Raw genomic sequence first — 20402 nt, 5'->3', positions numbered from 1 at the left:
CAAACCTAAAATTAGACTTCCAGATGGAAGCCCAAAATCAATTTCACTGGCTAGCTACATCCCTTTCACACCAATTAGAAGAGGCGATTCTAGCAACATGATCACCAATATGTTCATATCCTCACGGATTTCTATTTTAACCAGGGACCGGTTCTTCACTTTAAAAAAACCAATGATTATTCAAGCTTAAAATTCAAATAAAATATTAGATTACTCAACATAATAAAAAGAAAGTTAGATTACTCAACCTATAAAAAGGCTTTAGAAATTTACGAAAGGAGAATCATGAAAGAAGATTTAATAATCGTCCGCTATGGGGAAATTGGTATAAAAAGTCCGGTGGTGCGGAAGCGGTTTGAGAAAAGACTTTTAAGTAACATTAAATCAGCCCTGGAATGCCAGTCCACCATGGAGCAGGGACGCATCTTCCTCCAGGTTGAAGACCTAAATAGATCTGTGGAGGTTCTAACCAAGACCTTCGGGGTGGTGTCCTTCAGCCCCGCCGTGGTCACCGACACTGACTATGGGGTCATAAAAGAAAGGTTAGCCAGCTACACCCGGGAGTTGGTGGAAGAAGGTGTATTCTCGGGCGAAGATTCCTTCGCCATCCGCTGCCGCCGGGTGGGCCAGCACAAGTTCACCAGCCAGGAACTGGCAGCATTTGCTGGTTCGGTGGTTTATGGAGTCACCCAGTCCCGGGTGGATCTCACCAACCCTGATTTTGAAATATTCCTGGAGGTGAGGGAGGATAAGACCTACATCTTTCACCAGAAAATCCCTGGTCCCGGGGGTCTGCCTATCGGTACCCAGGGGAGGTTGGTAGCCCTTCTATCGACAGGAATTGACTCTCCGGTGGCCTGTTATCTCATGATGAAGCGGGGCTGCAGTATCACCGCGTTACACTTCAACAACTATCCCTACACCTCCGGCGAGGAGGAGAAAATCACCAAAATGGCCGGGAAGCTTAAGGAATACTCCCATGGCTCCCGTTTAGATCTTTACTGTGTGGATTATGGTGAATTCCTCACCCACTGCCAGAAGGAGGCACCTTCCCGCATGACCTGTGTACTGTGCAAAAGTGGCATGTACCAGGTGGCTGAGAAACTGGCAGGAAGAGAGGGAGCCCTGGCCACCCTGGATGGGAGTAGCATGGGCCAGGTAGCATCCCAGACACTTCCTAACCTGGTGGCCACCCGTTACTTCACCACCATGCCTCTCTTAAGCCCCCTGATAGGCCTAGATAAGGTGGAGATTGAGAATCTGGCCAAGAAGATAGGCACCTACCAGATATCCATCCTGCCCGAGGCCGGTTGTAGCGCCGCACCCCGACACCCGGAAACCCATGCTGAACTGGAGAAAGTGTTGGAAGCACAGGATAAACTGAACATGGCCACCGTGCTGGATGAATTAATGGATGGTATACGTAAAATAAGAATCTAAACCCTTTCCGCGGATAAGTATCTGCCCAGGCGCTTGGACATGGCCAGGATGGTCAGGACTGGTGGAGCTCCCGGTGCACGGGGCAGGACACTGGCATCGGCCACAAATAGGCCATCTATTTCTGTTTCCAGATTGGAATCAACTACTTCGCCAATAGCGGCCGTTCCTCCGGGATGAGCTCCTCGAGCGGGACTTGACACCAGGGTTAGGGGATCAACACCAGCAGCTGTTAGTATGGAACCGGCCATAGCCGCTCCCTCGCATAACAGGCCCACATCCCTGGCGGTACTGTACTTTACAACTGAATTAGTTGTGACTCTGCCTTGGTTATCATCTTTTATTTTCACCATCAAGCCCAGTATGTCTTCCGGAGCCGCATCTGGTATCTTATCTACCAGTATACTGGAAAAATGGGGCGTGATAATCAGATCCTCTCTTTTAAGGAGGGCGTTCATTTGCACCTCTTCGTTGAAGCCAATACCCTTTAGCACTCCGCCGATGGTGATGAAGGTATCCACAAAAAGTTGTTTCCCAGCTTTTATCCCTGCTTGTTGCAACAATCGGGGGGTGGCCATGGCCCCAGCCGATAACACCACTATATCAGCGAAATAATCTTTATTGGTAGTTGTAACTCCCTTCAATTCCCCATTTTTTACTATTATATCCACCACGGGGCGGTTTTCTATTAAACTGGCTCCGAAGTTAACGGCAGTTTTAAGGTAATTCTGGGAGGTCCATTTGGCATCACGGGGACATCCCAGGGCACATTTACCGCAGGGCTTGCACAGACGGGGGTCAATGAACTTGGGCATGGGTCCCATGGTGAAACCCAGTTCCCGGGCACCGTCCATTATCTTGCGAGTTCCCTCCCCCAATAGTGAGTCCGGAAGGATGGAAACTCCCACTTCCTGTTCCACATCATCAAGCTCAGCATCAATATTGATGTTGTATTTTCTGAGCTCCTCCTGGCAGGTTCTCACGGCGTTGCCGGTGGTTACCATAGTGGTACCCCCTACGCAGTCGGTTTTAAGGATCTCTACACCGGTATTTATGATCTCATAGTGGCAGTAAGCATCACCCGGCGGAGTGGAGGGTCCCTTCTCGATGATGGTAACTTCCACCCCCCTTCGGGATAGTTCACTGGCCAGAATGCCTCCCCCCGCCCCGGATCCGACTACCAGTACCTTTGTCAATTAACCCACCAAAAAATTAAAGTTTTTTTCTTTCCAAGGTCCTTCTGGGCCTTTTTTTGGATACCATTTTAGGTTTTTTTTCCATGTATCGGGGTTTTTCTACCACTTCAGGTGGATTGAAGAACTGAGTGGCCAGGTAGCCTCCCAGGGCCCCCAGAAATCCGTATATTAAAAGTGACATTATGATGCCAAGTATCAGGACGAAGAATTCGTTGGCCATGGCTGACACTCCCAGAGAGGTGGCACTGGGCAGGGTGTAAGGTAGATCCGGTGGGGATAGAAAACTAATTACCAGTAATATAATGGCCATAACCACCCCGGCCGTGGCTCCCACCTTATAGCTGGTTTTCTCTGGAACGGTGTAGTAGCTGGCAATAAATCCCACTATGATTATGAAGAACATTCCCCGGATACCCACGATGGGAATGTTGGAGATGATAAGACCCACTACTATGCTGATGATTATGGATGTTTCCACACTGTACTTTGCCATATTATGTCCTTACCTCTTTTGTTAGAGATTATTCCCCGGTATGTCTTATAATGGTTTCCTTAGAAGTAAAACTTAGGTCCAGCAGATTCTGATCCCAAACTTTATATATTATGGAAGAGTTAGGTTATCCTAACAAATAGTTAGGGGAACCTAATATCTGGTTCACATTACTGGAAGTTTGATCATGATCACCATAGACCAGCTTAAAAATGGCCAACTAGGAACCATAATAGAAGTTAAGGGCGGCCGTGGATTGGTAAGACGTTTAGAATCACTTAATCTTCGTAAAGGAAAAAAAATACGGAAATTATCCGCAGCTCCCTTCCGGGGGCCGATAGTACTGGAAGTGGATGGTTGTCAGATTGCCCTGGGAAGGGGAATGGCTGCTAAAGTTATGGTGGAACCACTATGAACATCCCCCGTATCATTATGGTCTAATTTTAATCCCTAAAGGTAATCATCATGAAAATACTCTTAATGGGCAACCCCAACGTGGGTAAGAGTGTGGTCTTCTCCCGACTTACCGGAGTCCAGGTCACTTCCTCGAACTACCCTGGCACTACGGTGGGTTACACCAAGGGAAACCTAAAACTCGGAAAGATAACCGCCGAACTTATTGATGTTCCCGGCACATATTCCCTGCAACCAGCCTGTCAGGCTGAAGAAGTGGCTCGTAAAATGTTTCAGGAGGAAGATCCGGATCTGGTGATTTCTGTGATGGATGCCACCAATCTGGAACGTAATCTCTTTTTAACTTTACAGATCCTGGAGAGGGGACTACCCACCGTGGTGGTGCTGAACATGTGGGACTGCGCCCAGAGACGAGGAGTACACCTGAACATTCAAGGACTATCTGAAGCACTGGGGGTTCCCATTCTTCCGTTAGTAGCTGTCACCGGGGAGGGCTTGAAGGAACTCTCTGAAGTAATGGAGGATGCCCTGAAAAATCAACATAAATACTCTCCTCAAATTATTCCCATGCAAGATGAAGAGCGATGGGCATTTATAGGTCAATTAGTATCCAGTCTTCAAAAAATTGAGCATAGACACCCTACTTTCCTGGAAAAACTTGAAAGAGCTTCGGTTCATCCGGTTTACGGTATATTTATAGCCATATTTACCATCATAATTACTTTACAGGTGGTTATTGGTCTGGGGGAGTTTTTAATCACCTACCTCCTGGATCCCCTTTACTACCAGTACTACGGACCCTTCATCACTCAAACGGTTAGTAATATATTTCCCAGTGGTCTGATCCATGAAATACTGATTGGTACTGGTTACCAGTATGAAACCTCCTTCGGTATACTCACCACCGGGGTGTACGTGGAATTCGCAGTGGTGTTGCCCTACATACTATCCTTCTATCTCTTTCTGGGTTTACTGGAAGACCTGGGATATCTGCCCCGTTTAGCCGTACTGGTGGACAGCTTGATGCATCGTCTGGGGTTACACGGCTTCTCCATAATCCCCATCATCCTGGGATTCGGTTGCAACGTACCGGCAGTACTATCCACCCGTATATTAGAAGGAAAAAGAGAAAAGTTCATTGCTTCTGCTTTAATAGCAATGTCCATTCCCTGCATGGCTCAGACGGCAGTTATAATTGGACTTCTTGGCGCTTATGGCTTGCAGTATATTGCTGTGGTTTACGGGACCCTATTCATTCTGTTCATATCCCTGGGCATGGTCTTAAACCGATTAATTCCTGGGGAAAGTCCAGAAATATTTGTGGAAATACCGCCCTACCGTATTCCCCACCTCAAGACCCTCCTGCAAAAAACCTGGATCAGGGTTAAAGGATTCCTAATCGAGGCAGTTCCCTTTGTGTTTTTGGGAATTCTGGCCATCAACCTCCTGTACATCTTTGGCATCATGGACTTCCTCACCATTCTGGTGTCCCCCATATTATCCAACCTCCTGGGCCTGCCGGATGATGCCATTGGAGCATTGATCATGGGCTTTTTACGTAAAGATCTGGCCACAGCCATGCTAGCACCCCTAAATCTCACCGCCCAACAACTCACTGTGGCCACCACCTTCCTTGCCGTGAGCTTTCCCTGTATAGCTACCTTCGTGGTTCTTCTGAAGGAATTGGGGGTTAAGGATCTGCTAAAGGTGATCCTGATCATGGTTGTGGTGGCCCTCCTGGCAGGAACCACTTTGAACCTAATGTGGAGTGTGATATAAATGAAAATTTTAAATGTAATCCGCAAAATAGTGGGACATAACTGCGCAAGTTGTGGTCGATGTTCCCAGGCAAGCATCCAGATAAAATGGAAAGAAGATAAAAAGAAGAGGGATATTAGATGAAAACCATTCCCAGGTTAAGTCAGAGTGTGGAGGATTATCTGGAGACCATGTACTGTCTAAGTAGGGATAAAGGTGAAATTAAGGTAAAGGACATCTCTCAGGCTTTGAATGTCAAACCACCAAGTGTGGTGGAGGCAGTGCAGAAATTATCCCAGATGGGCCTGGTCTCTTACCAGCGCTACCGGGAGATAAAGTTAACCCCTGAGGGCCGGCAGGTGGCCGAGGCCATCAAAGAAAGACACACCGTCCTAGAAGACTTTTTAAACCTCCTGGGAGTGGGTGTGGAGGTGGCTGGTGATGATGCCTGTGCCATGGAACATGTTCTGAGCAAATCCACCATCTGCAACCTGAAAAGCTTCGCCGAGTTCATGGAGATCTATCCTTATGCCTCCCAGTTCATGGATGCCTTCTACCACTACCATCAACATGGAAAATTACCGGAAGAGAAATAGATGCAGATTCTTTTTAAAGTCAATACTATTTAAAACCCTATTTGCCCTATATAACTAATTTCAACTCTTTTTTAAGTTTAAAAACCGCTTTCTTCATACATAAACTAACTTGGAAGGATATTATTTATTTAATCCCCAACATAGTAATTAGCACAAAATGAGGGGTAGGTGAATGTATGGGGATTCTGGACGGTAAGTATGGGCCTGATGTTTCAAAACTGGAAAGGGAAGGAAATATTAAGGGTTTAATCAAAGCACTGAAAAAGGGGGATGACCAGACCCGCTGGGAAGCAGCCCGGGCCCTGGGCAGAAAAAGAGACAAATCCTCCCTGGAACCTTTACTGGAAGCATTAGCCGATGGTAATGGTGATGTGCGTTCCAATGCGGCCATTGCCCTGGGAGAAATGGGAGATCCCCTGGCCGTGCCGGATCTCATAGAAACCCTCACCGATGACCAGTGGAATGTACAACTTCACGCTGCCGAGTCCCTGGGAAAAATAAAAGATGATCGTGCCCTGGAACCTCTTCTACAAGCCCTTCAAGATGATAAGATCAGAAACCAGGCGGCCATTGCCCTGGGCATGATCGGTGATGGTCGGGCAGTTTTGCATCTCCTGGCTACCCTGGAAGATGAAGATTATAGCTTCCGCAGCGCAGCAATAGAGGCTCTGGGTATGATCGCTGATAATCGGGCCCTCTATCCTCTTATGGCGGCCTTGCAGGATGGTGATGTCAGTGTCCGCCGACACGCAGCCAGTGCCCTGGGAAAAATAGGTGATGAGCGGGCAGTACCAGCTCTTGAAAAGGCCCTGGAAGATGAGAGATGGTACGTGCGCCTGCAGATAGAAGAGGCCCTGCAGGATATACAGGCCGCCCAGAAATAGGATATGATCCTAGAAAAATTAAGAACAATTCCCCGGAATAAAGAAATTCACATATGTTTCCTTATTTTACTCATTATCTCCACCCGCACATCCTCGGATATCTTTTTAGGGGGACGGGGGCGCATGTAACCGAAGTGGGGGTCCTCGAAGGTGTGCCCGGCAAACTCCACCGGATCCCGGTAGCGGGGTATGAAGTGCCAGTGCAGGTGGGGATCCGGCTTATTCTCCATATAAAAGGAGTTCATCAGACAACCCCAGTTAACCAGGGTGGAATGGAAGGCCTTTTTAACCGCATTTTCCATCCTCTCCACCAGTTGGACGAATTCCTCCCATTCTTCACTGTTTAGTCCGGTTAAAGTGCCATGGTGCCGGTTGAGGGCAATTACACAGGTACCCAGGTTGCTCTGATTGGGTGCCAGGAAGATGATCCAGTGTTTGGTCTGATCAAGGTACGTCCCAAAGTTGTAGGCTTCCAGTTTCCTGCAGTAAGGACATTCGTGCATAATATTCTCCTCATTTTAGTATAATTTGGATAGCATGAAGGATATGGTAAATCCCACCACGGTGATCAAGCCGGACAGGTCATGGGTCTGGCTGAAGGCCTCCGGGATCATGGTATCAACCAGCATGGCCAGGATTCCACCGGCAGCTATGGCCAGGGCCACCGAGGTAATCTCCGCTGGCAGTAACTGGAAAACGGTGTAACCCAGAATAGAGGCTAAAGCAGTGGAAAGGGCAATGGCCAGCCACAAACTGAAGACATGAGCGGCCTTCCAGCCGTCACTTTTCATACCCGCCGAGCTGGACAGGCCCTCGGGTATGTTGGATAGAAACACAGCCACCAGGGTGGCGGTACTCACTCCCAACCCTCCGATCATGGTCAGTCCAATGGCAATGGACTCCGGGATTCCGTCGATAACTGAACCTGCGGCAATGGCCACACCATTACCTTCGAAGTCCTCTGGTCTACGGGACCTTTTCCGGTGCTTAGCCCCCCTCCGGGCCAGATACAGATTGGTGAGAGTGAAAATAACAGCCCCCATCAGGAACCCAACCGCTACGTCTAGGAAACTTCCCAGCTGGTAGGCCTCGTCTAAAAGTTCGAAGGACACCGCTGATAGGAGCACCCCACTACCAAAGGCCATGATAGAAGCCACCAGCTTGGGAGGCATCTTGTAGTAGTAGCCGAAGATGGCCCCTATAACCAGGGCAAATCCTCCCAGAAATCCCCACAGCCCAGAGAGCACCAGATCTGATACCATACTAAATCACTTTGTGTATAATTTTATGTATGGGGATCAGGGCATATAATTAATGGGGATGAAAATAGGTTTTGGGGTGTGATGATTTTTGATTGTGGACCGGTCAATGCAGCGGATAACTCTGTTTCTGGTATCTCTAGCCGCCTTTCTAATACCATTCATGGGTTCCTCCCTCAGCCTGGCCCTGCCCGTCATCCAGAAGGAACTGGTGGTAAATGTGATTATCCTAGGATGGATACCCACCGCCTTCGTTCTGGCTAACGCGGCCACTGTCCTTCCTTTCGGTCGCTTATCCGATATCTACGGCCGAAAAAGAATATTCTCCTATGGGGTTTTGATCTACACAACTGCCTCCCTTCTAGCGGCCTTCTCCAATTCTGGTGAAATATTAGTGTTTTTCAGCTTCCTGCAGGGCCTGGGCTGTGCCATGATCTTCGCCACCATGGTGGCTCTTCTAAGTTCAGTGTTCCCCATGGAAAGAAGGGGAGAAGCCCTGGGCCTGTACGTAAGTGCGGTTTTCATCGGACTCTTCCTGGGACCCATCCTGGGAGGGGTGCTCATACAGTACCTGGGCTGGCGGAGCATCTACCTATTCAACATCCCTGTCGGCATCATACTCCTTTCCATACTCTTCTGGAAGCTGAGGATGGAATGGGCCGAGGCCCAGGGGGAAAGTTTCGATATCAAAGGGGCGTTGATCTACTCCTTATCCCTGGTGGCCTTACTCTACGGGTTCTCATCCCTCCTGGAAGATCTGGGAAAAACAGTACTGGTGGCAGGTTTTCTGGGAATCCTGGGCTTCTTTTTAATGGAAAGAAGAACTGAAAGCCCTATTTTGAAGTTTGATATATTTAAAAGCAGAAGGTCTTCCTTCACAGCCCTATCGATGCTTTTTTTAAACATTGCCATCTCCGCCATGGCCACATTCCTCAGCCTCTACTTTCAGTCCCTGCGGGGATTGGAACCTCAAACCACGGCTTTTATCTTAGCTGCCCAACCATTAATGGTGGCAGTGTTATCGCCGGTCATTGGTCGGGCTGCTGATAGAACCGAAAACCGGTTTTTACCCATTGGTGGATTAATTTTAATTACGGCGGGCCTCTTAATGCTCTCTTTCCTGAGCCAGGAAACTATAATCCTGGTCCCAGTCCTGGCCCTCATCTTGGTGGGGGTGGGACAGGCCATGTTCTCCTCCCCTACTACCCGGATCTTCATGGGCTCAGTTGATAGTAAAATCTATGGAATGGCCTCTTCTGCCTTTTCCACCATGATATATCTGGGTCAAACCCTATCACTGGCCCTGATGCTTTTCATCTTCGCCATCTACCTGGGCCAGGTGGAGATCAACCCCTCCAACTACCAGGTATTTTTAGATAGCATGCGGGTGGCCTTTCTGGTGTTTTCCATCATATCTGGACTGGCACTGGTGTTTTCCATCCTGGTAGGTCCAAACGTATCTAAAAATAAGTAAATTCATTTTAAAAGCCGTTTTAACTTCCACTCCACTTCCAGGGTGGCAGCCTTTATTATCTCTTCCAGGGGCTCATCTTCCCAGGGTTCGGAAAGATCGAAGTAGTTTTTGAAATAGATCTGCTCACCCTGAATGGTTATCTCCCAGTCCTCCATCTTCATGAGTTCCTTTCGGTTCATATCCGGCTGAAATTGGCTTTGGAGTGTTATTAGCCAACCCTTATCTTTACCTTCCACAGAGTGTAGCGTAACATCCATCTCAACACCTACTTTATCCCCAGGGAACGTTTGAAACCATCAAAAACATCTCTCGCCGATTTTAGTAGGGGGCGTTTAACATCCAGGGGGGTTTTCATCCGCTCCAGGCGGTCGATGCGGAAGTAGATGGGCGGATGGGGGTCGAAGTTCAGCCAGCTGGGAGCCCGGGTGGGGGATATACGTTCGGCCTGGAGGCGCTGGTAGCCAATCTTACGCAGGGCCCGGGCCAGGACCTGGGGCTGACCGATCTTCATAGCCGACAGGAGGTCGGCCCGGGTTTCGAAGAACTTGGCCACGAAGAAGATGAAGCCCAGGGCCACGATGAGGTACACAATGGGGGATAAGATCACCAGAGGCAAGAGCAGGGTGAAACGCAGTATAAACTCCAGGGAGATAATAGTAAACAGAATTAGGGGGTCGCGTCCGGCCAGATGACCCATTTCATGCCCTAAAACTGCTAGAATTTCATCCTCTTCCAGTTGCACCAAGAGTCCGGTGGTAATAAGCACCAATCCCCTGCTGGGACTGGGGCCAGTGGCAGCGGCGTTGGCGATCATGGTGTTACTGACGGCGATGCGGGGCATGGGGATTCCGAACTTCATAGCAGCAGTCTCCACAATTCGGTACACATCTACCACCTTGGAGACCTTTTCCTCGGCCTGACAGTGGAATCCGTATTTCTGGAAGATATCCTCCCCCAGATCGCAGGTGGGCTCCTGTCCCTGGGCCAGACTCCTCTGGTAGATCTCGTTTTTCATCTTCAGGACCTCATCCTTGCCGAACTTCTTCTGGAATTCCTTGAAGTCCTCCACCGGGAGCTGGTACTCCAGGATATGCACCCGGGGATTTTCGGGGGTGATGGTCCAGTCAGCGGTCTTATCCAGGATACGGTCTGATAAGAGGACGATGACCAGTTGCACTCCCAGGATAGCTGCCACTGCGGCGTACATGCCCAGCAGCAGGAACAGAACGATGTTAACCCCGAAAAAGAGCAGATAAATCAGGAGCAGGTTACTGCCGAAGATCTTGAAGGAGGTCTTTTTACGCTGGGTGGGTGGCTTCTCGGGTATGATCTCCTTTCCCTCCACCCAGGCGAAGTAGAGGGTGGACTGACGTATCAGGTCCTCGAAGTACTGGATGGCGATGAACACCTCCTCCGAGAGCCGGTTCACCACCTCCTGTATATCAGGACGGGATGGAGTTAACTTTACTTGGAAGGGTTGACGGGCGGTTATTTCCACATCAACTGTCCATTCTCCAGTTTTATCCTGGGCCGGGTAATTTAAAACTTTATAGCCATCCCGAGTGTACATCCTTAGCTGGGGGAATCTTTCCGGCTGGGGTAAGAGATAATACTCTTTTATAAAGTCCAGGGCCTCTTCCAGGTGTCCCCGGGAGAGTTCCGTCTCGATGGTGTTGAGCTCGGCTGACATCTAACTATTCTTATGTGTGGTTAGTTATTTAAAACCGGACAAGTATGAACAAGCTCCCGATCGTTATGATAACCGTGAAATATTTCTAGTCATCTGAATAGAATCTGCAGTATGAAACTCTTCTCAGAGAACTATCCTGACAACCAGCGATTATGCCAGCTACTCATCCAGGGCCTGTCAAAAAGGGCCTTCATAACTTTAATCGCATCCTGCAAGGTCTTCTATGATGGCCGGGCCACCAGCCGCCTGGGAATGGGAGACCGCACCGTACTCATCAAGGCCGACGGGGCCTTCATCATCCACCAGGACCGCAACCTGGAACCGGTGAACTGGCAACCCGCCAAGACCAAGCTGGCGGTGGAACTCAAAAATGGACTAGTGTACCTGAAGGGCATGCGCCGCAACCCATCTGAGACCCTGGAGGTGGAGATCCACCGGGGCTACCAGATCAGCTACTACCGGGGTGAGGACTCCCAGGACCTGGAACTGGCCGGATACGAGGCCGACATGGGGGATATGATCTGGCAGCGACCAGAACTGGTGGAACCCGGCTTCCGGGCCACTAGCCGGGAGTACCACACCCCCCAGGGTTACATTGACATCCTGGGCAAGGACCGGGAGGGTAATCTTACCATACTGGAATTGAAAAGTAGGAAGGCCGGGGTGCAGGCGGTTAAACAACTACGTCGGTACCTGGACTGTTTCACGGACCACAAGGGCCATGTCCGGGGGGTTTTAGTGGCTCCTTCAGCTACGGATGATGCCCTGGAGATGCTGGAGAACCAGGGGATGGAATTCAAATCCATGGAGGCCCCTAGGGAATTGGGGAATCAGAAGAAGGTGACTTTGAAGGATTACTTCGGGTGAGGGAGAGAAATTGAAGTATTTTTAAATGGAGGGAGAAGAAACGGATGAATCTCGAGATCCTACGCTGCACAAAATGTCATGGGGCCCTGATTAATTGTGGAGATGACCTGAAATGTACAGAATGTGGCCAGCAGTATCCACAACAGGAAGGAATACCCAACTTCCATGGGGAAGTTTTCGAGTCACCGCAGGAGGAGATGTACCAATTCTTTGACGCCTCCGCAGAGAACTACGAGTCCGGGGAGCACCAATCTGTTTTATATAATTTTTATGGGCGGCTGAAACTGCCTCCGGAGGCCATACCGGAGTTAAACCAGTACTTCCAGGACCTTCTCCTGAAGATGATTCTGCCTGGGGAGCGGGTGCTGGACGTGGCCTGCGGCACCGGTCTTTTCAGCCGGGGATTACTGGCAAAGGCTAGTGAAGTGTATGGAGTGGATTTATCCTGGGGAATGCTCCAACAGGCCAGGGAGTATTCATCGGAGATGAAGTTGGTGCGGGCTGGTGCCGATAAACTGCCCTTCCAGGATGACTCCTTTGATCTGGTGATCTGCTTCGTGGCCCTCCACCTCTTTGATAATGTTGGAAAAGTTTTAAAAGAAATGCACCGGGTGTTGGTTGAGGGAGGAGTGTTGGTGGGACTGACTTATCTATTAACTGGAGAGTGGGAAAAAGAAGAACACATACAGACCTACCTGGACCCCCAGGGTATACACTTCTTCACCGTGGATGAACTCGATGAACTACTGGAAAAAAGCGGTTTTATGAATTATCAGCACCAGGAACACCAGGCATTGATATTTTTCACCGCGGAAAAAGATTAATTTTAAGAAAAAATACTTAATTTAAGTCGCGTTGATCAGATTTATTAGTTCCGTGAAGGATCTTAACTCGTGGGCGATAAATTCTTCTTCCTTTCCATTCAGGTAGACGTTGCTGGGTAAAAAGAGTAACTCCGGACCTCTCACTACTGTTCTATTCTTATCATCCCGGTTTAGTAACTGATGGGCCTCCTTATCGTGGAGTAGTGCACCTCCAGGTAGGATGGCCTTGGATTTGACAAATTTAAGATCCACTTCTTCTAGATCGGCGGGGACTATTAAATCCCCGATATCCTTATTCACCGCCAGGATGTTGACATTCCCATTTCCATCTATCCCCTGGAATATCTTCTCCATGAAGGGTGCGGAGAGGGAGCTGGTGATAATGGTGGCCTCGGATTCGATGGCGGGTAACTGTTCGAGATACTTTCTATTCCTCCTCCGGGCCAGGATGTAGGGAAGTCCCTTATCCGGATCCGCCGCCGGGGACCCTAAAACCCGGAAACTGAACTCTCGGGCAATATTGCCCACCAGGTCGTAGAACTCCTGGTAAGGCTGGGATTCAATACCATCCTCCACCGGTTTATAGTTGAAAAGCAGGCCCTGATTCTGGTGGTTGGCAAAGCGACTTAACACGAAGGATTTAATACCCCACTCCTCCAGGATGCTGCAGGTATCGATGATCTCCTCCTTGGTGATCACCCCTGGCACCACCACCGTGGAGGCGTTAACCTCACACAACTCGCATAACCTCTGCAGGGCTTCTAAAGATTTTTCTGGAGTCTTATCCCGCATCCACTCCCGCCTTAAATCCGGGTTCATGGAGAACACCGAGAAACTAACCTCAGTTACGCCCCTATCGACCAGTTCATCGGCAGTTTCAGCCCCCTTTATGCCCTTACCACTGGTGTAGCCCAGGTTCACCGGAAATTCATATTTCTGGAAGACAGCGAGGAGTTCATGGAGGTAGGGATAGTTGATTACATCGGCCCAGCTGCCCACGTTTATCTTCAGGTCATGAACCTCCTGCTGGGTATTTCTAAGCTGCTCCAGGTTCATTACCAGACGAGTTAAAACTTCGTTGGGGGATTTAAAACCATTTTTAACTTCCCGGATGAGTTCATGGCAGTAGCTACACCCTATCTGCTGGGGCGGGCAGAATTTACATCCCAGGGCCACGGAGTCGAGGTCCTTGAAGTTAACGGTTTTGAAGTAGCAGAACTTGCAGAAGCCACCACAGTCTTTGCCCGGAGTTCCTCCCACGTGGGTTAGTATTTCCATTTTGGTCTCCTATTCACTCATCATAATCTTATATTGTTTTATCTGAGCGAGAAATTCTTCTTTTGATATTTCCTTTCTAACGTACTTTTTTCGGAGTTCTGTACAGTTGTTGATGGCTTTTATTTGCTGTTGATAAAAGTCAATTTCCAATGTTAGTTCTTTTTCTGGATCATTGGGATTATTCCAGTATTTTATATCTGTAAAATGGCCTTCTAAATGGTTTTCAGCCAATGACTTCTGATTATCGGACTCCTTATCGATTTGCTTAATTAATTTTTCACAGGCCACCCCTGATTCACTGGATTGTATCAGTTCCTGGTCAAAGTCTGAATTGTAGAAAAAGATTGCCCATAGGATAATGATGAAAATGCATAAACCGCCTACAGCGCCTATCCATATCGATTTATTCATGATCTCCCATTTTCAGGCTCTTCCTTTAACACGATGGTTTCATCCATACTAATAGGGGTGTAATATTCCTTCAAGTCCTTCTGAAGTTCACTCATGGAGGAATACCTTTCATCTTTAACCTTGCTCAGACACTTCATAACTATGGGTTCCAGGAGAGCTGATTCAGGATTAATCTCACTGGGAAGTGTGGGTTGGGTAGTAAGTATGGATCCGTATATCTCAGACATTTCACCCTCAAATGGAACTTTGCCCGTTAATAACTCATAAAATACAGTTCCTAACTGATAAATATCGGTTCTTTCATCGGATCTACCAAATTCCCTTGATATCTGTTCAGGAGCAGCGTATTGGGGTGTGGCACCGGATAAGGTTACGGATCCATCTGTGGTGACCTTGCTCAGGCCCCAATCGGATATCTTGTATACTCCTTTTTTAATCATGATGTTGGAGGTCTTGATATCACCGTGGATGATGTTCTTCTGGTGGGCATATCCTAGTGCCTGGGCTATTTCGTAGATAATAGCCACCGCGACTTCATTGGGCTGTTTTTTATGTGGTAATGATTCTTCACAGTACTCCATCTCGAGATAGGGTATGGGCAATATTTTGAATCCGAACAGTTTGACAATATGTGGATGGTCGAGCTGGCTCCAGTTGGAGACCTCAGAGACGAAAATCTTTTCCGAGCGTTTATCAAAGCTTTTGGGGATTTTTATGGCCACTTCCATACCATCCTTACGCGTAGCCTTAAATACCCGGCCAAATCCTCCTTCCCCCACAAAACTGGGTTCAGCATATAATGATTGCAGTTCATAGGGCAATGATCTTTCTGAAATCTTCTGAAGCCTGTTGAACTCTTTTCCTTCTATGATCAGATCCTGAGTGTGCTGTCTGATACTTATCCAGTTTATTACTAACGGAATTAGCAGGAATAAACTTCCCATGGTGAAAATCTCCATCATGGAAAATCCAAATAAATCCCCCAATATTACAGTAAATCCGGCGAAGAAAATTAGAAGAGCCATGAGGCAGAAGTTGTAAGTGCTGTTGAGCCTCTGCCTAATCAGGAGGTTGTACATAATGCCTCCATAAATCATTAAGAATATTATGCCAATGGGGATCAAGGTATATCCTAAATAGGGGTCGTATATTAAACTTGAAATATCTAATACAAAATAACCCATTAAAATAAACAGTAACGCACCTAATGCCATGAATACTCCATTCAAGATGGCCAATAAATTGAATTTCCAGGTTTTGATGGTCTTCAATGTCTGAGACGCTTCTTGTTTCTTACTTCTTTGAATAGCTAAAAATAGGCCGGCTATGATAATGATGGCTATTATGATAGTAATTGCGATTTTAGTTTCCAGATCAGCCAGCGTTGGGGAGATCAATCCTGCTTTTTTATAATTTGCAGGTATGGGTTGATCTGCTAACCAGTAAACAGAGTTTAATCCCACCTTCCATCCATTACTGCGGTACAACCAGGAATTTATGAACGTTCCTGCTGCTCCGAAGAATACTACTTTTCCCTGGCCATATTCTAATGATGACCATAATGGGAATGGTCCGGAAGTTTCATTACTGTCTTTTATTTCATTTATATCTGAATAACCATCACTTTTTAGAAAAGTTTGATCTGCCCATGAATCTGGACTTGAATATGCTATTACTGAAGAAGGACCAGTATTCTGGATGTAAGTCCCTCTGAAATAAATAAATTCAGTAATTCCGGTAGTTAAAGTGCTATTCTGGATATCAGTAATTTTCACTCGACTTGGTGATACAATATAATTAACAGAATCTGCTACAAGTTCATATGGTTTGTACGATACTCCAAACGCATCGGCTATTTTGTTAAATGAATAATTTAAACCACCATCCTCGACACCCCACCCATCTCCAACAAGAAATAGTCCTCCTCCACGTTCCACGAATTTTTGTATCGATTGAACCTCTGAATCAGTGTAGTTTCGTCCTGGGGCCATGATAATTAAGATATTAAAATCCTTAATCTTGTCATAAGTTATGGGAGAATCCGTATATCTAACCACTTCTAAACCATTGGCTTCTAATACAGAAGCAAAACTAGACCCGCCCAATGGGCCAGTGCTATAGATTGTGTAACGTTTTTCAAAAGATCCAGTTTCATCAAAGGCTACTTTAATATCTTGAGCAGTAGAAGCGCCCATGGATAAGATGGGCATTAAAAATATGGCTAATATAATTAATAATTTGAATTTCCGGTTATGGATATTCATTTAACCACCTACCTATTAATCTTCAAAATATTTAATTCGCAACGTTTTAGCCACTAATATCTCATCATCATCTGTTAATTTTCGTTTTCCCTGTCCCGAAATATCTTCTCCATCTAAATAGGTCCCATTTTTGGTATTTAAATCTTCAATATAGTAGCCATCATTGTCTCTGGTAATTTTGAAATGTTCTTTGCCTATGAACATTAATTCATCTGCAGGAACAACTCCAATGAAATCTTCCCTCCCAAAGGTTCTTTCATACTCTTTAATCAAAAACTCCTGGTTTTCTTTCAGCACCAATTTTGCCATGAACTTTGATGATTCTGTTGCGGGAGTCATGGTAGTTTGGAGCATCTTTGATTTGGCAGAATATCTTCTGTAAATAAATTCAATTAATAATCCTGCGATTATAGCAAGGATAATAGCATAAATAAGATCCATCCACTCGTATTTAAGCCATTGAGTTAATGTTTCAGTTTGAAAAATAGTCAAAATTAAAACTATCACGGTGAAAAATGTTACGATGAATACTAATAATCTAGAGCCTGACATTTTTTTGAAGATATTTTTTTAATCGACTTAGATTTGGTGGTGTCAGGAAACAGTTTACTAAAAAAATGGATATATGGCTCAAGTAGAGTATATCTCCCAAATCTAAGCCTCTTATTATATTATGGCCACCATGGGATAGATATCCTCAATGGTTCAATTGTTCCTGGGGCGGTTAATGTATCTGTAGGTGGTTCTACTGCCTTAATCTTATCGTTATTTACAGCTTTCACATCACCTTCTTTCTTAGCAGCTGCGTAGCCTGCTAGATATGCCCAAGCCGCTTTATCAATTAATGTTTCATTATCAACAGTTGAAGGCATTTCATCTGTATCTATTTGTTCTTTCAATTTTTTAACCTTTTCATCCATAGTCATATACAAACCCCCTAAACTAATTAGTATATATTATAGTAACTACTAATATTAAGAATTTACTATTTTTTTCCTCGAGAAAAGGCAAAGTGTTCACTTTATCTGAGAATCAATCAGCGCATGTACTTCCGGGCGAAGATAACCATAAACGTGGGCCAGGTGAAGGCCCCAATAAACGCCTCCAGGATAGTTAACCACCCATACACCCCGGTCTGGGCATTGATCACACCATAGGCCGGGATCAGCATGGTCAGAAAACTGAACCTTAACTTCTCCATCAGCACATCGGTGGTGAAGATGCCCTCCGCCACCCAGTAAAATAAACCAAACAGGATCATTATGCCGATGAAGGTAAGAATCAGCCGAAGGGGCCGCACTCCGTAGCCAAAGGGGTACTGGACGATCAACTCCAGGTAACGACTAAGATATCCTTTCTGTTTCCTTTTGGCCTCCATCTCCCGGTAGAAGTGGTAGTCGGCCTTGCCCCGGTCGCCTAATTTCTCCCACAGGATCTTGGCGCTGCGGCAGGCCCGCTCCTGGCTCTTGATGTACTTGAACCGAGTGCCCTTGAAACACAGTGCTCCCCGGATCTCGGCCAGGTCGAACCAAGTGTTACCCCCCAGGTAGGCGTCCTCGAACCAGGCGTTGCCCTCGATGGTCGACCCATAAAAGGATACATTTTCATCGATCCGGGCCTGGTTAAAGGAGATACTGCTCCCCAGGTAACAGTGATTAAAGGAGGCCTCCCCATCTACCTTCACTCCCTCAAACCACACGTACTTATCCACCCGGGCATGGTCGAAGGAGATGTTACCCCCCACTTTCCCCCTGAAAAAGGAGATGCTCCCCCGGATGAGGGAGGATTCGAAGAATGCATGTCCCCCTACCCGGCCCTGGTCGAACCAGATCCCACCATCCACCTCGGAGTCCAGGCAGTGAAAGTCGTTCTCCACCACGGCCTGGGTCAGGACCAGGTCCCCGGGGATGTGCAGGCCACTGAAGTTAACATCATAAAACTTAGCCCCCTTGAAGTTGAGATCACCAGCTTGGATCTTCCTCTCCACTTCCTCTTCCTTCAACTCCTTTATTAACTCCAGATCCTCACCTGTGGTGGGCAGATCCAAGTGTAAGATGCAGTAATCCTCCTCCTGGTAGGCTTCAGATTCACAGCCTGCAAACTTACAATTCATTTCTATCTACCCTTCAAAGGTCTTCTTCCTGGTACACGGTGGAGAGGGCGTGGGCCACGTCGATCTCATCGTTGTGCATTAATTTAATCTTACCCAGGCCCTGGATATTCTCCCCATTGACCCAGGTACCGTTCTTGGTGTCCAGGTCCTCGATGTAGAATCCATCATCCATGCGGGTGATCTTGAAGTGTTCCTTCCCAATGTAGAGTAGTTTTTCACCGACCACCACCCCCAGGAAATCTTCCCGGCCGAAGATGCGGTTGTACTTGCTGATGGTGAGGTGTTTACCATCGGGCAGGTTCACCCGGGCCAGCACCTTACGGGGCTTCAGAACCATGGTGGTCTTGGAGAACCGGGATTTGGTTGAAAACTTCCGATAAAAGAATTCAATGCCCAGTCCAGCTATGATGGCCAGTATAACCGCGTAGAGTACGTCTAATCCCTCGTTCTGGAGCCACTGACTCAGGGTTACCCTCTGAAATATGGCTAAAACTAGTAAAATAAAAACTAGGATGATCAGGATCAGTCCTGACCACTGTCGAACCCCCCCGGACTTCCCAAGGTTCAACAATTATCAAACCCCCTAAACCTTACTTATATTTTGGGCCTAGGAACCTATAATAATTAATCACTAAGCCACCCATTAAATATGAGAAAAAAATAAATAATTATTATGAAATACGTGGAGGGGGACCTGGTCACCCTACCCCGCCGGGGCCGGGCCCTGGTGGTGACGGATCTGCATGGCAATCTGGAGGATTTTAACAAGATAATGACCCTGTGGGGGAAGTGTTTCAACCGCAAGTGCCATCTGATCCTCACCGGCGACTTCATACATGCCATGGGCCGGGAAAACGACCACTCCATCGACATCATTGAAGAGATGCAGTACTACTCCGCTAAGTATGATAACTTCCATCCCCTCCTGGGAAACCATGAATGGGCCACCCTCACCAAGATACTGATCTACAAGGGTGGAGTGAACCAGAACCTTAATTTTGAACAGCTTCTTAAGAAGACTTTCCCCGACGCCTGGGAGGAAAAATTAGAAGAATACATAAATTTCTTCCAGACCCTGCCGGTGGCGGTCAGAACCGATAATCAGGTCTTCATCAGTCACGCCGGGCCAACTAGTGTAAACAGTTTAGAGGATATCATAAACCTCACCAGGAATGGTTACCTGGATAATCAGCCCCTTTACGATCTTTTATGGCGTCGTGAGGCCAAAAAAAGGGATGTGAACCAGTTCCTGGATAAGGTGAATTGCCAGGCCATGGTGGTGGGCCACACCCCGGTGGATGGGTACAAACTCAAGGGAAACCTCTTAATTCTATCTTCCAGCTACGGGAAGGGCCGAAAGGTCTACCTGGACTTGGATCTGGAACAGGAGATAAATAGTGGACGGGATCTGGAGTCCATGATCAAATTTTTCAGATAAAAAAAACCT

Annotated in this window: 22 protein-coding genes; 9 read left to right on the top strand and 13 right to left on the bottom strand. The window is 47.2% G+C overall.

Annotated features, from left to right (window positions below):
• Positions 1 to 285 precede the first annotated feature (285 nt).
• On the top strand, positions 286 to 1440 hold the full coding sequence (thiI, locus tag FGU46_RS00465; RefSeq protein ID WP_286475392.1) for a tRNA uracil 4-sulfurtransferase ThiI: 1155 nt from the start codon (positions 286 to 288) through the stop codon (positions 1438 to 1440).
• Here thiI and FGU46_RS00460 read toward each other — a convergent pair.
• Entirely contained in the window at positions 1437 to 2633 is a 1197-nt protein-coding gene (locus tag FGU46_RS00460) for an FAD-dependent oxidoreductase (protein WP_286475390.1), read from the bottom strand. The two genes, thiI and FGU46_RS00460, sit on opposite strands and share 4 nt — an antisense overlap.
• A 16-nt stretch (positions 2634 to 2649) precedes the next feature.
• On the bottom strand, positions 2650 to 3126 hold the full coding sequence (locus FGU46_RS00455) for a DUF5518 domain-containing protein (protein ID WP_286475387.1): 477 nt from the start codon (positions 3124 to 3126) through the stop codon (positions 2650 to 2652).
• A gap of 184 nt (positions 3127 to 3310) precedes the next feature.
• Here FGU46_RS00455 and FGU46_RS00450 point away from each other — a divergent pair, with 184 nt between their 5' ends.
• The 4 genes from FGU46_RS00450 (at position 3311) to FGU46_RS00435 (ending at position 6775) form a co-directional block, all read left to right on the top strand.
• Complete coding sequence (locus tag FGU46_RS00450; RefSeq protein ID WP_286475385.1) at positions 3311 to 3538, top strand: FeoA family protein; 228 nt, start codon at positions 3311 to 3313, stop codon at positions 3536 to 3538.
• Between the two features lie 50 nt (positions 3539 to 3588).
• Entirely contained in the window at positions 3589 to 5316 is a 1728-nt protein-coding gene (locus tag FGU46_RS00445; RefSeq protein ID WP_286475382.1) for a ferrous iron transporter B, read from the top strand.
• 119 nt (positions 5317 to 5435) lie between these two features.
• The gene (locus FGU46_RS00440; protein WP_286475381.1) at positions 5436 to 5891 is read left to right on the top strand and encodes a metal-dependent transcriptional regulator; all 456 of its coding nucleotides are present in this window, start codon (positions 5436 to 5438) and stop codon (positions 5889 to 5891) included.
• A 176-nt stretch (positions 5892 to 6067) separates the two neighbouring features.
• Positions 6068 to 6775: a HEAT repeat domain-containing protein gene (locus FGU46_RS00435; RefSeq protein WP_286475378.1), complete on the top strand. Its 708-nt coding sequence runs from the start codon at positions 6068 to 6070 to the stop codon at positions 6773 to 6775.
• 47 nt (positions 6776 to 6822) lie between these two features.
• Here FGU46_RS00435 and FGU46_RS00430 read toward each other — a convergent pair whose 3' ends face one another.
• Both FGU46_RS00430 and FGU46_RS00425 read right to left on the bottom strand, forming a co-directional pair.
• On the bottom strand, positions 6823 to 7278 hold the full coding sequence (locus FGU46_RS00430; RefSeq protein ID WP_286475376.1) for an HIT family protein: 456 nt from the start codon (positions 7276 to 7278) through the stop codon (positions 6823 to 6825).
• Between the two features lie 15 nt (positions 7279 to 7293).
• The gene (locus FGU46_RS00425; protein WP_286475374.1) at positions 7294 to 8037 is read right to left on the bottom strand and encodes a ZIP family metal transporter; all 744 of its coding nucleotides are present in this window, start codon (positions 8035 to 8037) and stop codon (positions 7294 to 7296) included.
• A 94-nt stretch (positions 8038 to 8131) separates the two neighbouring features.
• On the opposite strand from FGU46_RS00425, the gene FGU46_RS00420 reads away from it, so the two are divergent.
• Positions 8132 to 9508, top strand: coding sequence for an MFS transporter (locus tag FGU46_RS00420; protein WP_286478464.1), 1377 nt, complete (start codon positions 8132 to 8134; stop codon positions 9506 to 9508).
• 2 nt (positions 9509 to 9510) lie between these two features.
• On the opposite strand, the gene FGU46_RS00415 is transcribed toward FGU46_RS00420, so the two are convergent.
• Both FGU46_RS00415 and FGU46_RS00410 read right to left on the bottom strand, forming a co-directional pair.
• On the bottom strand, positions 9511 to 9765 hold the full coding sequence (locus tag FGU46_RS00415) for a hypothetical protein (protein ID WP_286475371.1): 255 nt from the start codon (positions 9763 to 9765) through the stop codon (positions 9511 to 9513).
• Positions 9766 to 9773: 8 nt separating this feature from the next.
• Positions 9774 to 11198: a M48 family metallopeptidase gene (locus tag FGU46_RS00410; protein WP_286475368.1), complete on the bottom strand. Its 1425-nt coding sequence runs from the start codon at positions 11196 to 11198 to the stop codon at positions 9774 to 9776.
• Between the two features lie 111 nt (positions 11199 to 11309).
• Between FGU46_RS00410 and nucS the strand changes: the two genes are divergently transcribed.
• Both nucS and FGU46_RS00400 read left to right on the top strand, forming a co-directional pair.
• On the top strand, positions 11310 to 12065 hold the full coding sequence (nucS, locus tag FGU46_RS00405; RefSeq protein WP_286475366.1) for an endonuclease NucS: 756 nt from the start codon (positions 11310 to 11312) through the stop codon (positions 12063 to 12065).
• Between the two features lie 44 nt (positions 12066 to 12109).
• Complete coding sequence (locus tag FGU46_RS00400) at positions 12110 to 12889, top strand: methyltransferase domain-containing protein (RefSeq protein WP_286475364.1); 780 nt, start codon at positions 12110 to 12112, stop codon at positions 12887 to 12889.
• Positions 12890 to 12910: 21 nt separating this feature from the next.
• Here the strand turns inward: FGU46_RS00400 and mmp10 are convergent, their stop codons facing one another.
• The 7 genes from mmp10 to FGU46_RS00365 form a co-directional block, all read right to left on the bottom strand.
• Entirely contained in the window at positions 12911 to 14167 is a 1257-nt protein-coding gene (gene mmp10 / locus FGU46_RS00395) for a methyl coenzyme M reductase-arginine methyltransferase Mmp10 (RefSeq protein ID WP_286475359.1), read from the bottom strand.
• Positions 14168 to 14176: 9 nt separating this feature from the next.
• Positions 14177 to 14578, bottom strand: a complete 402-nt coding sequence (locus FGU46_RS00390) for a hypothetical protein (RefSeq protein ID WP_286475357.1) — start codon at positions 14576 to 14578, stop codon at positions 14177 to 14179.
• Complete coding sequence (locus tag FGU46_RS00385; protein ID WP_286475355.1) at positions 14575 to 16842, bottom strand: DUF4350 domain-containing protein; 2268 nt, start codon at positions 16840 to 16842, stop codon at positions 14575 to 14577. Before FGU46_RS00385 ends, FGU46_RS00390 begins: the two co-directional genes overlap by 4 nt.
• 15 nt (positions 16843 to 16857) lie before the next feature.
• Entirely contained in the window at positions 16858 to 17283 is a 426-nt protein-coding gene (locus FGU46_RS00380; RefSeq protein ID WP_286475352.1) for an FHA domain-containing protein, read from the bottom strand.
• Between the two features lie 230 nt (positions 17284 to 17513).
• Complete coding sequence (locus FGU46_RS00375; RefSeq protein ID WP_286475350.1) at positions 17514 to 17768, bottom strand: hypothetical protein; 255 nt, start codon at positions 17766 to 17768, stop codon at positions 17514 to 17516.
• 110 nt (positions 17769 to 17878) lie between these two features.
• A complete protein-coding gene (locus FGU46_RS00370; protein ID WP_286475348.1) occupies positions 17879 to 18955 on the bottom strand; it encodes a pentapeptide repeat-containing protein in 1077 nt (358 codons plus the stop codon).
• A 13-nt stretch (positions 18956 to 18968) separates the two neighbouring features.
• A complete protein-coding gene (locus tag FGU46_RS00365; protein WP_286475346.1) occupies positions 18969 to 19523 on the bottom strand; it encodes an FHA domain-containing protein in 555 nt (184 codons plus the stop codon).
• A 105-nt stretch (positions 19524 to 19628) separates the two neighbouring features.
• Here FGU46_RS00365 and FGU46_RS00360 point away from each other — a divergent pair, with 105 nt between their 5' ends.
• The gene (locus FGU46_RS00360; protein ID WP_286475344.1) at positions 19629 to 20393 is read left to right on the top strand and encodes a metallophosphoesterase; all 765 of its coding nucleotides are present in this window, start codon (positions 19629 to 19631) and stop codon (positions 20391 to 20393) included.
• The last annotated feature ends 9 nt before the right edge of the window (positions 20394 to 20402 follow it).

The sequence above is a fragment of the Methanobacterium sp. CWC-01 genome, from assembly GCF_030323845.1.
Lineage (GTDB): Archaea > Methanobacteriota > Methanobacteria > Methanobacteriales > Methanobacteriaceae > Methanobacterium > Methanobacterium aridiramus.
This window is presented reverse-complemented; position numbering and strand designations above follow the sequence as displayed.